The 12,584-nt window shown below is 69.9% G+C and carries 12 protein-coding genes and 2 pseudogenes; 13 read left to right on the plus strand and 1 reads right to left on the minus strand.

Annotated elements, in window-relative coordinates:
* Nucleotides 1–132: pseudogene (locus IEZ12_RS38820) on the plus strand (tRNA (adenine-N1)-methyltransferase); the annotation flags it as partial.
* 196 nt (nucleotides 133–328) lie between these two features.
* On the plus strand, nucleotides 329–850 hold the full coding sequence (locus IEZ12_RS20970; RefSeq protein ID WP_189273544.1) for a hypothetical protein: 522 nt from the start codon (nucleotides 329–331) through the stop codon (nucleotides 848–850).
* Between the two features lie 7 nt (nucleotides 851–857).
* Here IEZ12_RS20970 and IEZ12_RS20975 read toward each other — a convergent pair whose 3' ends face one another.
* Complete coding sequence (locus tag IEZ12_RS20975) at nucleotides 858–1,145, minus strand: ferredoxin (RefSeq protein ID WP_043911509.1); 288 nt, start codon at nucleotides 1,143–1,145, stop codon at nucleotides 858–860.
* 227 nt (nucleotides 1,146–1,372) lie between these two features.
* Here IEZ12_RS20975 and arc point away from each other — a divergent pair, with 227 nt between their 5' ends.
* The 11 genes and pseudogenes from arc to IEZ12_RS38825 form a co-directional block, all read left to right on the plus strand.
* Complete coding sequence (arc, locus tag IEZ12_RS20980) at nucleotides 1,373–3,139, plus strand: proteasome ATPase (protein ID WP_043911512.1); 1,767 nt, start codon at nucleotides 1,373–1,375, stop codon at nucleotides 3,137–3,139.
* A gap of 95 nt (nucleotides 3,140–3,234) precedes the next feature.
* Nucleotides 3,235–4,746, plus strand: coding sequence for a depupylase/deamidase Dop (gene dop / locus IEZ12_RS20985; protein WP_100584713.1), 1,512 nt, complete (start codon nucleotides 3,235–3,237; stop codon nucleotides 4,744–4,746).
* Nucleotides 4,747–4,843: 97 nt separating this feature from the next.
* Entirely contained in the window at nucleotides 4,844–5,062 is a 219-nt protein-coding gene (locus tag IEZ12_RS20990; RefSeq protein ID WP_189273547.1) for a ubiquitin-like protein Pup, read from the plus strand.
* 179 nt (nucleotides 5,063–5,241) lie between these two features.
* Complete coding sequence (gene prcB, locus IEZ12_RS20995; RefSeq protein WP_189273549.1) at nucleotides 5,242–6,087, plus strand: proteasome subunit beta; 846 nt, start codon at nucleotides 5,242–5,244, stop codon at nucleotides 6,085–6,087.
* Between the two features lie 32 nt (nucleotides 6,088–6,119).
* On the plus strand, nucleotides 6,120–6,866 hold the full coding sequence (gene prcA, locus IEZ12_RS21000) for a proteasome subunit alpha (RefSeq protein WP_100584711.1): 747 nt from the start codon (nucleotides 6,120–6,122) through the stop codon (nucleotides 6,864–6,866).
* 125 nt (nucleotides 6,867–6,991) lie between these two features.
* Nucleotides 6,992–8,353 carry a Pup--protein ligase gene (gene pafA, locus IEZ12_RS21005; RefSeq protein WP_189273551.1) on the plus strand — a complete coding sequence of 454 codons (1,362 nt, stop codon included), beginning with the start codon at nucleotides 6,992–6,994 and terminating at the stop codon, nucleotides 8,351–8,353.
* Nucleotides 8,354–8,425: 72 nt separating this feature from the next.
* Nucleotides 8,426–9,412 (plus strand): FKBP-type peptidyl-prolyl cis-trans isomerase, encoded by a 987-nt coding sequence (locus IEZ12_RS21010; protein ID WP_189273553.1) that lies wholly within the window; start codon nucleotides 8,426–8,428, stop codon nucleotides 9,410–9,412.
* Nucleotides 9,413–9,525: 113 nt separating this feature from the next.
* The gene (locus IEZ12_RS21015) at nucleotides 9,526–10,797 is read left to right on the plus strand and encodes an FKBP-type peptidyl-prolyl cis-trans isomerase (protein WP_189273555.1); all 1,272 of its coding nucleotides are present in this window, start codon (nucleotides 9,526–9,528) and stop codon (nucleotides 10,795–10,797) included.
* A gap of 60 nt (nucleotides 10,798–10,857) precedes the next feature.
* Complete coding sequence (locus IEZ12_RS21020) at nucleotides 10,858–11,229, plus strand: FKBP-type peptidyl-prolyl cis-trans isomerase (RefSeq protein WP_189273557.1); 372 nt, start codon at nucleotides 10,858–10,860, stop codon at nucleotides 11,227–11,229.
* Nucleotides 11,230–11,346: 117 nt separating this feature from the next.
* Nucleotides 11,347–12,321 (plus strand): helix-turn-helix transcriptional regulator, encoded by a 975-nt coding sequence (locus IEZ12_RS21025; protein ID WP_189273559.1) that lies wholly within the window; start codon nucleotides 11,347–11,349, stop codon nucleotides 12,319–12,321.
* Nucleotides 12,322–12,347: 26 nt separating this feature from the next.
* Nucleotides 12,348–12,584: pseudogene (locus IEZ12_RS38825) on the plus strand (WYL domain-containing protein); the annotation flags it as partial.

The following is a 12,584-nucleotide window of genomic DNA, read 5'->3' on the forward strand; positions in this document are numbered from 1 at the left end:
CGCCGGCCCGCGAAGGGCGCCTACGGCGAGGACTACGACGTGACGGAGCCCGAGCTCACGCTCGCGGAGCGGGCCGCGGTCCGCAAGGCGCAGCGCGAGGCCGCGGCGCACGACGCCCGCGAACTGGGCTGAGCCACCGAGGCACGAGCAACCGGCACCCGTCGGCAGGATCGCGATCAACGGCAAGTCATTGCCCGTGTCGCGACCTTGCGGACGGGTGCCTTCCGTTTTCCGCACCGCCCCGCGCTCCGGGTTCTCGTTGCCCACCTGCCGTCGGGCACGTGTCCCCCCATGTGCGAAAATGCCCGCACGGAGAGGGGAGTTTGCGGTGCACGCACGGTCGGGGTTGAAGCACTGGGTGCTGGTCGCGGCGGGGTGTGCCGCCGTGGTGGGCGGGGCGCTGGGGGCGACGTCGGCGACCGGGGCGGTGGTGACGAGTCGTCAGGCCGGGGCGGTGGTGCCGGAGGTGGACCTGTCGAAGGTCCAACTGCCCATGGAGTGCGGGCCGTTCCCGGTCGCGGTGAGCCTGAAGGCGGCCGCGGTGGTGGACGGGAAGGCGCTGGCGGTTCTCGCCGGGCACTGCCAGGCCGACATGGGGACCCCGCCGGACCAGGTGTTCGTGGTGGAGGGCGCCGGCGGCCGGCCGGTCGAGCTGCTCTCGGACCGCGACGGCTACACGCTCACCGAGTTGACGATCCGCTCCGACGGTTCGATCCGCGGAGCGGCTCGCGGCTACTCGTCCGACGACGTGCCGCGGTTCTCGCCGGACGTCGTGGTGGAGCTGGTGTGGAAGCAGTCCGCCCGCGGGTGGACGAGGGCCGAGACCCGGACCCCTGCCCACACCGCCTGACGGAACGTCAGTCCGCGTCCGGGCCGTACACCTCGACGCCGTCGGAGGCCCGGCGGACGTGGATGCAGTCGCCCGGGCAGTCCTTCACCGAGTCGACCACGTCCTTGAGGAGCGTCAGCGGGACGGGCACCGTCTCGCCGGGCTGCTGGCGCAACTCGTCGTCCTCGCCCTTCACATAGGCGAGTCCGTCGATGTCGAGTTCGAAGACCTCGGGCGCGTACTGCGCACAGATCCCGTCCCCGGTGCACAGATCCTGGTCGATCCAGACTTCGAGTGCCTCGCCAGTCCCCGCCATTGCCCCTGCCGTTTCTGCTCCGGTTGCCCCGCATTCGGGGACATTCCTGTCACGATACATCCGCGCTGCTTTGAACCGTTGAGGGGTGGGCATCTCCTCTGTCAGAGGGGAAGCGCGCAGGGCGAACATCGGACACGCCCGATCCATCTTTCTGATCTAGGGGTTTACATGACCCTGGTCCCAGGTAGGTTTGGGTCGTCCAGCTCCCCCAGGAGGAGGTGAGGACCGTGGCAGCCCACGATGACGACTACGACCGCAGCGCCGGCAGGCCCGCACGGGGGTCCGACGAGGCCGCGCAGGTCTCCTACCTCGAGCAGGAGATCGCTGTGCTTCGACGCCGGCTCGCCGATTCTCCGCGCAGCTCAAGGGTGCTTGAGGAGCGGATCGTCGAGCTGCAGACCAACCTGGCCGGTGTGACCGCCCAGAACGAGAGGCTCGTCGCCACCCTGCGCGAGGCCCGCGACCAGATCGTGGCCCTCAAGGAGGAGGTGGACCGGCTCGCCCAGCCGCCCGCCGGGTTCGGCGTCTTCCTCGAGAAGAACGAGGACGGCACGGCCGACATCTTCACCGGCGGCCGCAAGCTCCGGGTCAACGTCAGCCCCAGCGTCGAGCTGGACGAGCTGCGCCGCGGCCAGGAGCTGATGCTCAACGAGGCGCTGAACGTCGTCGAGGCGATGGAGTTCGAGCGGATCGGCGAGATCGTCACGCTCAAGGAGGTGCTGGAGGGCGGCGACCGCGCGCTGGTCGTCGGGCACACCGACGAGGAGCGGGTGGTGCGGCTCGCCGAGCCGCTCCGCGAGCTGACCCTGCGGGCGGGCGACGCGCTGCTGCTGGAGCCGCGCTCCGGGTACGTGTACGAGGTGGTCCCGAAGTCCGAGGTCGAGGAACTGGTCCTCGAGGAGGTCCCGGACATCGACTACCGGCAGATCGGCGGCCTGTCCAACCAGATCGAGCAGATCCGGGACGCGGTGGAGCTGCCCTACCTGCACGCCGACCTGTTCAAGGAGTTCGAGCTGCGCCCGCCCAAGGGCGTGCTGCTGTACGGCCCGCCCGGCTGCGGCAAGACGCTGATCGCCAAGGCGGTGGCCAACTCGCTGGCCAAGAAGGTCGCCGAGGTGACGGGCCGGCCGCAGGGCAAGAGCTACTTCCTGAACATCAAGGGCCCCGAGCTGCTCAACAAGTACGTGGGCGAGACCGAGCGGCAGATCCGCCTGGTCTTCCAGCGGGCCCGGGAGAAGGCCGGCGAGGGCACGCCGGTCATCGTGTTCTTCGACGAGATGGAGTCGCTGTTCCGCACCCGCGGCTCCGGCGTCAGCTCGGACGTGGAGAACACCATCGTCCCGCAGCTGCTGGCGGAGATCGACGGCGTGGAGGGCCTGGAGAACGTCATCGTGATCGGCGCCTCCAACCGCGAGGACATGATCGACCCGGCGATCCTGCGGCCCGGCCGCCTGGACGTCAAGATCAAGATCGAGCGGCCGGACGCCGAGGCGGCGAAGGACATCTTCTCCAAGTACCTCAAGGACTCGCTGCCGTTCCACCCCGACGACGTCAAGGAGCACGACGGCTCGGTGCCCGCCACCGTCGCCGCCATGATCCAGTCGGTGGTCGAGCGGATGTACTCGGAGACCGAGGAGAACCGCTTCCTGGAGGTCACCTACGCCAACGGTGACAAGGAAGTGCTGTTCTTCAAGGACTTCAACTCCGGCGCGATGATCCAGAACATCGTCGACCGGGCGAAGAAGATGGCGATCAAGGACTTCCTCGACCACGGCCAGCGCGGCCTGCGGGTCTCCCACCTGCTCGCCGCCTGCGTGGACGAGTTCAAGGAGAACGAGGACCTGCCCAACACCACCAACCCGGACGACTGGGCCCGCATCTCCGGCAAGAAGGGCGAGCGGATCGTGTTCATCCGCACCCTGGTCACCGGCAAGCAGGGCGCCGAGTCCGGTCGCTCCATCGACACTGTCGCCAACACGGGGCAGTACCTGTAGTACGCGATCCATCCGTCCGGCTGCGGTGCTCGGCACAGTCCCGCAGCCGGACGGCGCGTCTGCACCGGCAGTACCGACAGGGTCTGGAGGGCCGCATGACCGTACGGCGCGTGATGGGGATCGAGACCGAGTACGGCATCTCCGTGCCGGGCCACCCCAACGCCAACGCCATGCTCACCTCGTCCCAGATCGTCAACGCGTACGCGGCGGCGATGCACCGGGCGCGCCGCGCCCGCTGGGACTTCGAGGAGGAGAATCCGCTGCGCGACGCCCGGGGCTTCGACCTGGCCCGGGACGTGGCGGACGCCAGCCAGCTCACCGACGAGGACATCGGGCTGGCCAACGTCATCCTCACCAACGGCGCCCGGTTCTACGTCGACCACGCGCACCCCGAGTACTCGTCCCCCGAGGTCACCAACCCGCGCGACGCGGTGCTGTGGGACAAGGCCGGCGAGCGCATCATGGCCGAGGCCGCCGCCCGCGCGCTGGAGCTGCCCAACGGGCAGCGGATCCTGCTCTACAAGAACAACACCGACAACAAGGGCGCCTCCTACGGCACCCACGAGAACTACCTGATGCAGCGGGCCACCCCGTTCGCCGACATCGTCCGCCACCTCACGCCGTTCTTCGTCTCCCGCCAGGTGGTGTGCGGCGCGGGCCGGGTCGGGCTCGGGCAGGAGGGCGGCGGGCACGGCTTCCAGATCAGCCAGCGCGCCGACTACTTCGAGGTCGAGGTCGGCCTGGAGACCACCCTCAAGCGCCCCATCATCAACACCCGCGACGAGCCGCACGCCGACGCCGAGAAGTACCGCCGGCTGCACGTCATCATCGGCGACGCCAACCTCTCCGAGATCTCCACCTACCTCAAGCTCGGCACCACCGCACTGGTCCTGTCGATGATCGAGGACGGCTTCATCGCCGTCGACCTCGCCGTCGACCAGCCGGTGCGCACCCTGCACCGGATCTCCCACGACCCGGAGCTGAAGCACCTGGTGTCGCTGCGCTCCGGGCGCAAGCTCACCGCCGTCCAGTTGCAGATGGAGTACTGCGAACTGGCCCGCAAGTACGTCGAGGACCGCTTCGGGCAGGACGCCGACGACCAGACCATGGACGTGCTGGCCCGCTGGGAGGACGTACTCGGCCGGCTGGAGCGCGACCCGATGAGCCTGTCCCGGCAGCTCGACTGGATCGCCAAGAAGGAGATCCTGGAGGGCTACCGCCAGCGCGACGCGCTGAACTGGGACAGCCCCCGCCTCCAGCTGGTCGACCTGCAGTACAGCGACGTACGCCCCGAGAAGGGCCTGTACAACCGCCTGGAGGCCCGCGGCCGGATGGAGCGCCTGCTCACCGAGGACGAGGTGCGCCGCGCCGTGTCCGAGCCGCCCGACGACACCCGGGCCTACTTCCGCGGCCGCTGCCTGGAGCAGTACGCCGACCACGTGGCCGCCGCGTCCTGGGACTCGGTCATCTTCGACCTCCCCGGGCACGACAGCCTCCAGCGAGTGCCCACCATGGAGCCGCTGCGCGGCACCAAGGCGCACGTCAAGGAACTGCTCGACCGGTGCCGCACCGCGGAGGATCTGGTGCGCGTCCTCTCCGGCGGGTAACTTTTCGATCACCACGGGTGAACATTCCCGGACGGGGAATCATTCGGGTGAGCAGCGAGCGTTGTTACGGGAACACCGAGCGAGCGGGGTGAGGAAAATGGCGGAGAAGGACACCGGCGGCGGCCAGCAGCGGGCCAGCCGCTCCTCCGAGGAGGTCGAGGAGCAGGCCGCGGAAACCCAGGCCTCGGACGACCTCAAGGAGCGTCAGGAAAAGCTCAACGACGACGTCGACGCGGTACTCGACGAAATCGACGAAGTGCTGGAATCCAACGCCGAGGATTTCGTGCGCGGATTCGTGCAGAAGGGCGGCGAGTGAGAGGGGGCGAACCCCTTTCCATCGGAAAAGAGCACGGCGAGCGCCGCAGGTGTGCCCTGAGCGCGCCTGCGGCCTCGCCTTCTCTGCCGCAGGGCACCGAAAACGTGGATCCGGCTCCCGGAACGGGTAGGGTCCGGGGCACAACTCCAACTTTGGATCTTCGATCTGGAAGGACACGTGTGGAAGCCAACCTCAGTGGCACCGGGCGTCTACCGGCTGCCTTCCTCACCCCCGGTTCCTCCTCGTTCCTCGACTTCCTCGACAGCCACGCGCCGCAGCTGCTCCCGGGGCGGCGCCAGTTGCCCGAGGGCCTGACGATCGAGGCGCCGCACGGCACCACCATCGTGTCCGCGGTCTTCGACGGCGGCGTGGTGCTGGCCGGCGACCGCCGGGCCACCATGGGCAACGTCATCGCCCAGCGCGACATGGAGAAGGTCTTTCCGGCCGACGAGTACAGCGCGGTCGGCATCGCCGGCACCGCCGGCCTCGCCATCGAGATGGTGCGCCTGTTCCAGCTGGAGCTGGAGCACTACGAGAAGATCGAGGGCACCGTGCTCTCCTTCGAGGGCAAGGCCAACCGGCTCACCACCATGATCCGGTCCAACCTGGCGATGGCCATGCAGGGCCTCGCCGTGGTCCCGGTCTTCGCGGGCTACGACCTCGACCTCGGTCGCGGCCGGATCTTCACCTACGACGTCACCGGCGGCCGCTCCGAGGAGCGGGCGGGCTTCGCCGCCACCGGCTCCGGCTCGGTGTTCGCCCGCGGCGCGATGAAGAAGCTCTACCACGAGGGGATGACCGGCGAGCAGGCCGCCACCCTCACCGTCCAGGCGCTGTACGACGCCGCCGACGACGACTCGGCGACCGGCGGCCCGGACCTCGCCCGCAAGATCTTCCCGATCGTCACCCTGATCACCGAGGACGGCTTCCGCCGGCTCAGCGAGGAAGAGGTCACCGAGATCGCGGTGTCCATCACCGACCAGCGGCGCGAGCACCCCAACGGCCCGCAGGCCCCGCTGCTCTGAATCCGCCTCAACCACCCGAAGGGAGACCGGCGGTGTCCACGCCGTTCTACGTCTCGCCCCAGCAGGCCATGGCGGACCGCGCGGAGTACGCCCGCAAGGGCATCGCCCGCGGACGCAGCGTGGTGGTGCTCACCTACGCCGACGGCATCGTCTTCGTCGCGGAGAACACCTCCCGCGCCCTGCACAAGGTCTCCGAGATCTACGACAAGATCGCGTTCGCGGCGGTCGGCCGCTACAACGAGTTCGAGAACCTGCGGATCGGCGGCGTGCGCTACGCCGACCTGCGCGGCTACTCCTACGACCGGGCCGACGTCACCGCCCGCGGCCTGGCCAACGTGTACGCCCAGACCCTGGGCACCATCTTCTCCTCGGTCGGGGAGAAGCCCTACGAGGTCGAGCTGATCGTCGCCGAGGTCGGCCGTACCGACGCCGACGACCAGATCTACCGGCTCACCCCCGACGGCTCGGTGGTGGACGAGAAGAACGCCGTCGTGGTCGGCGGCAACGCCGACTCCATCGGCAACTACCTCGGCCAGCGCCACCGGGCCGGCCTGAGCCTCACCGAGGCGCTCAAGCTCGCCGTCGACGGCCTCGCCCGCGACCCCAACGGCGGCACCCCCCGTACCCTGACGCCCGAACAGCTGGAGGTCGCCGTCCTCGACCGCCAGCGGGTCCAGCAGCGCAAGTTCAAGCGCATCCTGGGCGGCCAGCTGTCCCGGCTGCTCAGCGGCGACGAGAGCGCCGCCACCGAAGAGGACGAAGGCACCACCACCGAATGACCGCGTCGGGGCCTGTCCGGCCGACCGGACAGGCCCCGCGACCCGCCACCTGCCGGCGGGCCGCCCGACGATCCATCACCGCACCGAAGGGTTTCACGGAGCTTCCCACAGAGAAGAGTCGCCATATGGACCGCCGAATTTTCGGGATCGAGAACGAGTACGGCGTCACCTGCACCTTCCGCGGCCAGCGCCGCCTGTCGCCGGACGAAGTCGCCCGCTACCTCTTCCGCCGTGTCGTCTCCTGGGGCCGCAGCAGCAACGTCTTCCTGAAGAACGGCGCCCGGCTCTACCTCGACGTCGGCTCCCACCCCGAGTACGCGACCCCCGAGTGCGACGACGTGGTCGAGCTGGTCACCCACGACAAGTCCGGCGAGCGGATCCTCGAAGGGCTGCTGGTGGACGCCGAGCGGCGGCTGCACGAGGAAGGCATCGCCGGCGACGTCTACCTCTTCAAGAACAACACCGACTCCGCCGGCAACTCCTACGGCTGCCACGAGAACTACCTGGTCGCCCGGCACGGCGAGTTCTCCCGACTGGCGGACGTGCTGATCCCGTTCCTGGTGACGCGTCAGCTGATCTGCGGCGCCGGCAAGGTGCTGCAGACCCCGCGCGGCGCGGTGTACTGCGTCAGCCAGCGCGCCGAGCACATCTGGGAGGGCGTCAGCTCCGCCACCACCCGCTCCCGCCCGATCATCAACACCCGCGACGAACCGCACGCCGACGCCGAGCGCTACCGCCGCCTGCACGTCATCGTCGGCGACTCCAACATGTCGGAGACCACCACCCTGCTCAAGGTCGGCGCCACCGACCTGGTGCTGCGCCTGATCGAGGCCGGCGTGGTGATGCGCGACCTGACGCTGGAGAACCCGATCCGGGCGATCCGCGAGGTCAGCCACGACCTGACGGGCACCCACCAGGTCCGGCTCGCCAACGGGCGGGAGGCCAGCGCCCTGGAGATCCAGGAGGAGTACTACACCAAGGCACTGGAGTTCGCCGACCGCAAGGGCCTCAACGAGGGCACCGTGGCCCGCGTCCTCGACCTGTGGGGCCGCACCCTGGAGGCGGTGCGCACCGAGGACCTCGGCAAGGTCGGCACCGAGATCGACTGGATCATGAAGTACCAGCTGATCGAGAAGTACCGCGCCAAGCACCAGATGACGATGTCCAACCCGCGGGTCGCCCAGATCGACCTCGCCTACCACGACATCCACCGCCGCCGCGGCCTGTTCTACCTGCTGCAGAGGAACGGCCAGGCGCAGCGGGTCACCAACGACCTGCTGACCTTCCAGGGCAAGTCGGTGCCCCCGCAGACCACCCGGGCCCGGCTGCGCGGCGACTTCATCCGGCGCGCCCAGGAGCAGCGCCGCGACTTCACCGTCGACTGGGTGCACCTGAAGCTGAACGACCAGGCGCAGCGCACCGTGCTGTGCAAGGACCCGTTCCGGTCGGTGGACGAGCGGGTGGAGAAGCTGATCGCGGGGATGTGACGGTGACGGTCCGTCGGGGGCGCGCCAGAGTGCCTCCGACGGACCGGACGAATCGGGCCATACGCTGAGCTCATGCGTCGAATCGCCTGCCTGCTCTCCGTTCCCCTCGCCGCCGTGCTGCTGACCGCGTGCGGCAGCGACTCCGGCAAGTCCGCCGGGGCGACGCCCTCGTCGGCGGCCTCCCCGGCGGAGGTGCCGAGCCCGGTGGCCTCCGCCTCGCCGATGCCCACGATCAGCGGGGAGTTCGGCACCAAGGCGACGATCACACTGCCCGCCGGCCAGCCGAGCGGGCAGTTCGTGGTGAGCACCGAGACCGAGGGCACCGGGGCGACGGTCAACAAGAACGACTGGGTGACCGTCAACTACACCGCCAAGGACTGGACGACCGGCAAGGACCTGACCAGTTCCTACGACTCCGGCGGCAAGCCGCAGCTGTACCAGGCGGGCAGCGGGCAGCTGGTGCCGGCGTTCGACGTGAGCGTGGAGGGCAAGAAGGTCGGCAGCCGGCTGGTGGTGGTGGCCCCGCCGGCCGCCGGGTTCGGCGCCCAGGGCTCGACGGCGCTCGGCGTCGGCAAGGACGACACCGTGGTGTTCGTGCTCGACATCATGCAGTCGGTGCCGCAGGACTCCACCGCCTCCGGGCCGGTCACCGAGCCGCCCGCGAACGCCCCGCAGGTCAAGGACAACGGCAAGGCCGCGCCCACCATCACCATCCCGGCCGGCGAGCAGCCGCCCGCCGACCTGCAGCAGTACGTGCTGATCAAGGGCGACGGCCCCGAGGTGAAGTCCGGGCAGACCCTGGTGGTCCAGTACACCGGCGTGACGTGGGCCGACGGCAAGCAGTTCGACTCCTCGTGGAACCACGGCGGGGCGCAGGCGCTGCAGGTCGGCACCGGCAGCCTGATCAAGGGCTGGGACCAGGGCCTGGTCGGCAAGACCGTGGGCAGCCGGGTGATGCTGGTCGTCCCGCCGTCGCTGGGCTACGGGGACAAGGCCAGCGGGTCGATCCCGGCGAACTCCACCCTGGTGTTCGTGATCGACATCCTGGAAGCTGTCTGACCGACACCTGACAGCGGGGCCAGTACCGGACTGACCGGCTCTCATGCCGACCTGACATACTGCTGCCCCGCACCAGTGGTACACGCGTCGTCGGGCGAGATGAATGGGGAGTCATGTCTGAGAAGCTGTCGAGCCCGGACGAGGCCGACAACACCGGGCAGCTGCGGCCGGGAGACCGCGAGTCGATCGTCGTCCCCGCCGAGATGCTGACCCAGGCCGGCTGGGCCCCGCCCGCCAACCCGGCGCCGGGCCCCGCGGCCGGGAGCGGCGAGGCGCCGCAGGTTTTCGCCTCCACGCAGCGCAAGGTCGACCAGTCGGAGGCCGGCTACGCCGAGGACCCGGGCAGCTCGGGCCGCCTCGGCGCGATCCTCGGCACGGTGCTGGCGGTGCTGCTGATCGGCTCCGCGATCACCATGTACGAGGTCAACAAGGACAGCGGCAAGCCCGCCGCGAAGTCCGACGCGAAGCCCGCCGCCACCGACACGCCCAGCCAGGATCCGGTGCCGCCGATCAAGGACAACGCCAAGGCGCTGCCCACGGTGACCGGCGACTTCGGCTCCAAGGCGACCATCACGGTGCCGCAGGACAAGCCGGACGGCACCTTCGTGGTCAAGGAGCTGTCCGCGGGAAGCGGCCCCAAGGTCGAAAAGGGCAACTGGGTGTCCATCGACTACACCGCGCTGGACTGGAACACCGGCAAGGAGATCCCCGGCTCGTACGACGAGAAGGCCGGGAAGCCCCAGCTGTTCCAGGCCGACTCCGGCAAGCTGATCCCCGCGCTGGACAAGGCCGTCGCCGGCCACAAGGCCGGCAGCCGGGTGCTGGTGGTCGCCCCGCCGGCCGCCGCGTTCGGCGCGCAGGGCAACAGCCAGCTGGGCATCGCGGCCACCGACAGCCTGGTCTTCGTGCTCGACATCCGGCAGGCCACCGCGCCCGACGCGGTGCTCAGCGGCGAGATGACCGCGCCGCCGGCCGACATGCCGCAGGTCAAGGACAACGGCAAGAAGCCGTTCGACATCACCCCCGTCCCCGGCGTCCCCGACCCGACGGAGCTGAAGTCGCACGTCCTGATCCAGGGCAAGGGCCGCAAGGTCGAGACCGGCGAGAAGGTCGTCGTCCAGTACACCGGCGCGCTGTACAAGGACGGCAAGAAGTTCGACTCCTCGCTCGACCGCAACCAGGCGTACACCTTCGCCACCGGCGCCGGCAGCGTCATCGAGGGCTGGGACAAGGGCGTCGTCGGCCAGAACATCGGCAGCCGCATCGAACTGGTCATTCCGGCCTCGCTGGCCTACAAGGACCAGGCCAGCGGCTCGATCCCGGCCAACTCCACGCTGGTGTTCGTGATCGACATCCTGGACGCCGGCGTCGGCGGCGAGGACTGATCGTCCGCCGCGTTTGTCTAGGATGAGCAGCGTTCACGCAACCGAACGAGAAGAGCAACAGTGAGCCTGACCAAGCCGGAGATCGACTTCCCGGGCGGCGACGCCCCGACCGAGCTCCAGATCCGCGACATCGTGGTCGGCGACGGCGCCGAGGCCAAGGCCGGAGCGAACGTCGAGGTCCACTACGTCGGTGTCACCTTCGCCTCCGGCGAGGAGTTCGACGCCTCCTGGAACCGCGGCCAGACCTTCCGCTTCCCGCTGGGCAAGGGCCGCGTCATCAAGGGCTGGGACCAGGGCGTCGAGGGCATGCGCGTCGGCGGCCGCCGCGAGCTGGTCATCCCGCCGCACCTGGCGTACGGCAACCAGTCCCCGAGCCCGCTGATCCCGGCCGGCTCCACCCTGATCTTCGTGGTGGACCTGCTGGGCGTCTGACCTCGGACGCACCACCGAACCCCCGGTTCCGCTCGGAGCCGGGGGTTCGGCTTTCGCCCAGCGTGTCCGTACCGGTACGGTCAGGCGGGTCACCCCCGATCGGAGGAAAGGTCAGCGATGGCGATCGCCAAGGCAGAGCGGCTGATGAACCTCGCCCTGTGCCTGATGAACACCCGGCGTCCGCTCTCCAAGAAAGAGCTGCGCGAATCCGTCGAGGCGTACAGAGAGGCCTGGCAACAGGGCTCCGAGGACGCCTTCAACCGGATGTTCGAGCGCGACAAGGACGACCTGCGCGAACTCGGACTGATCATCGACGTGGACGAGAACGCGCTCGACGGCGAAGTGGGCTACCTGGCCCGCCGCGACCGCAACCGCCTCCCCGAGATCGCCCTGGACGCCGAGGAGGCCGCCGCGCTCACCCTCGCCGCCCGGGTCTGGCAGCAGGCCAAGATGTCCGGCGCGGCCAGCGGCGCCCTGCAGAAGCTGCGGGCCGCCGGCGTCCCGTTCGCCGAGGAGCGCGAGCACGGCGCGCTGGAGCCGCGGATCCCCGGCCGGGAGGCGGCGTTCGAGCCGCTGCTGGTCGCCGCCCGCGACCGGCGACCGGTCACCTTCGAGTACCGCAAGGCCGGCGCCGCGACCGCCGAGCCCCGCTCGGTGGAGCCGTGGGCGCTGGAGTGCTGGCGCGGCCACTGGTACCTGGCCGGCTGGGACCGCGACCGCGGCTCCGCCCGGGTGTTCCGGCTGTCCCGGATCACCGGCAAGGTCCGCTCCCGGGCCGGCGCGTTCACCGGCGACGTTCCCGAGCACGTCGACGTGCGCGCCGTGGTCGCCCGGTTCGCGGGCGAGGGTGCGACGGCCACCGCCGTGGTGCAGGTCCGCCGCGGCGCGGCCTACCCGCTGCGCCAGCGTGCCCTGGACACCCGGCCGGTGGACGCCGACCGGGACGAGCTGGACATCCCGTACGGCAACGGCCTGGGCGCCGACCTCGCCGAGTACGGCCCCGACGTCATCGTGATCGGCCCCGAGGACCTGCGGGCCGACGTCATCGACCGGCTGCGCGCCGTCGCCGGTCTCGCGGAGGTTCAGTCGTGAGCAATGCCATCGATCAGACGCGGCGGATGCTGTCGCTGGTCACCTACCTGCGCGAGCGCCCCGGCGCCGAGGTCGCCGAGGTGGCCCGGGCGTTCGGGATCACCGAGCGCGAGCTGATCGGCGACCTCAACGTGCTGCCGATGTGCGGCACGTCCTTCCGCGGCGGCGACCTGCTCGACATCGACACCGACGGCGAGCGGATCTGGTGGCACAACGTGGACGACGTCGCCCAGCCGCTGCGGCTGGCCGCCGACGAGGCCACC

The sequence above is a fragment of the Kitasatospora griseola genome (assembly GCF_014648555.1).
GTDB lineage: Bacteria > Actinomycetota > Actinomycetes > Streptomycetales > Streptomycetaceae > Kitasatospora > Kitasatospora griseola.

Coding starts and splice junctions, on each gene's coding strand:
- IEZ12_RS20975 (WP_043911509.1), bottom strand. CDS start 1,145: ATGGCGGGGACTGGCGAGGCACTCGAAGTCTGGATCGACCAGGATCTG.
- dop (WP_100584713.1), top strand. CDS start 3,235: ATGACCGTACGGCGCGTGATGGGGATCGAGACCGAGTACGGCATCTCC.
- IEZ12_RS20990 (WP_189273547.1), top strand. CDS start 4,844: ATGGCGGAGAAGGACACCGGCGGCGGCCAGCAGCGGGCCAGCCGCTCC.
- pafA (WP_189273551.1), top strand. CDS start 6,992: ATGGACCGCCGAATTTTCGGGATCGAGAACGAGTACGGCGTCACCTGC.
- IEZ12_RS21010 (WP_189273553.1), top strand. CDS start 8,426: ATGCGTCGAATCGCCTGCCTGCTCTCCGTTCCCCTCGCCGCCGTGCTG.
- IEZ12_RS21015 (WP_189273555.1), top strand. CDS start 9,526: ATGTCTGAGAAGCTGTCGAGCCCGGACGAGGCCGACAACACCGGGCAG.
- IEZ12_RS21025 (WP_189273559.1), top strand. CDS start 11,347: ATGGCGATCGCCAAGGCAGAGCGGCTGATGAACCTCGCCCTGTGCCTG.